Annotated in this window: 1 protein-coding gene; it reads right to left on the minus strand. The window is 71.7% G+C overall.

The genetic code is table 11. The features are described 5' to 3' along the window. Window positions 1-1,010: hypothetical protein (locus ACYU7H_RS12080; RefSeq protein WP_460815070.1), on the minus strand; the 1,010-nt coding region annotated here is incomplete at both ends.

Here is a 1,010-nt window from a genome sequence, read left to right on the forward strand (position 1 = left end):
GTGTTGTGGCGCACGACCACCGTGTCGTTGCCGGTCAGCACCAGGCGCAGCGTCGCGCCGTAGGCGCGGCACAGGTCGCCGTCCTGCATGAAGTGCCTGTTGCGGAAGTACGTGCAGTGCCCGACCAGCACCGAGTTCTCCACCAGCGCCGTGCCGGTGATCTTCACCTGGTTGCCGGCGTTGGCCACCGCGTGCACCCGGCGCATCACCACGCTGGTGTTGTCGCCGCCATCGAGGTGGTAGAAGTCCAGGCCGTCGGAGGTGTTGTGGTGGACGAAGGCGTCCTCGATCACCCACTGGCCGCCGGAGGCCGCGGTGCCCAGGCCGTCGCCGTAGCCGCCCGCCTTCTGGCCCCAGCAGGCCCAGGCGGCGCCGGTGTCGACCCGCTCGCCGCAGCCGTTCCAGCCGATCTCGACCTCGCGCAGCACGATCTTGCCGGTGTTGGCGCTGCCGCTGCCGATGTCGCCGTTCCAGCCCACCGCACCGTTGCGGTTGATCCTGGTCCGCTCGACCGTCCAGTCGGCCAGGCCGCCGGCCTGGATGCCCCGGCTGCCGAGGCCATGGATGTCCAGGTCATGCAGCCACACGTCGCGCGAGGCGCTGGCGTAGATGCCGGCGCGGGCATAGGCGTCGCCCGAGCCGCAGGCCACGCCCGCGTCGGAATGGTTGAAGACGCAGTCGCTGCCGTCGGTGATCTCCAGGTTGCCGATCTCGACGTGCGAGCTGCCCTGCAGGTTGATCACCCGATGGGTGGCATTGGTGCCGACCAGCTTCGGCCGGGTGCCGGCCTTGCCCAGGATCCGGGTGCGGCCCGAGCTGGTGCCGCTGGGCACGGCCGGGGTCAGGCCGTTGGCACCGATGGCATAGCTGCCGGCGCCGATGATCACGGTGTCGCCGCCGGCGATGTTGGCCAGCGCGGTCTCCGGGCTGCGCCAGGCGCAGGCCTGGCCGGTGCCGCTGCCGGGGTAGGGGGCATCGGCGCGGCCGGTGCACTGGCTGGCACTGCCGCC

This window comes from Luteimonas pelagia, from assembly GCF_054776035.1.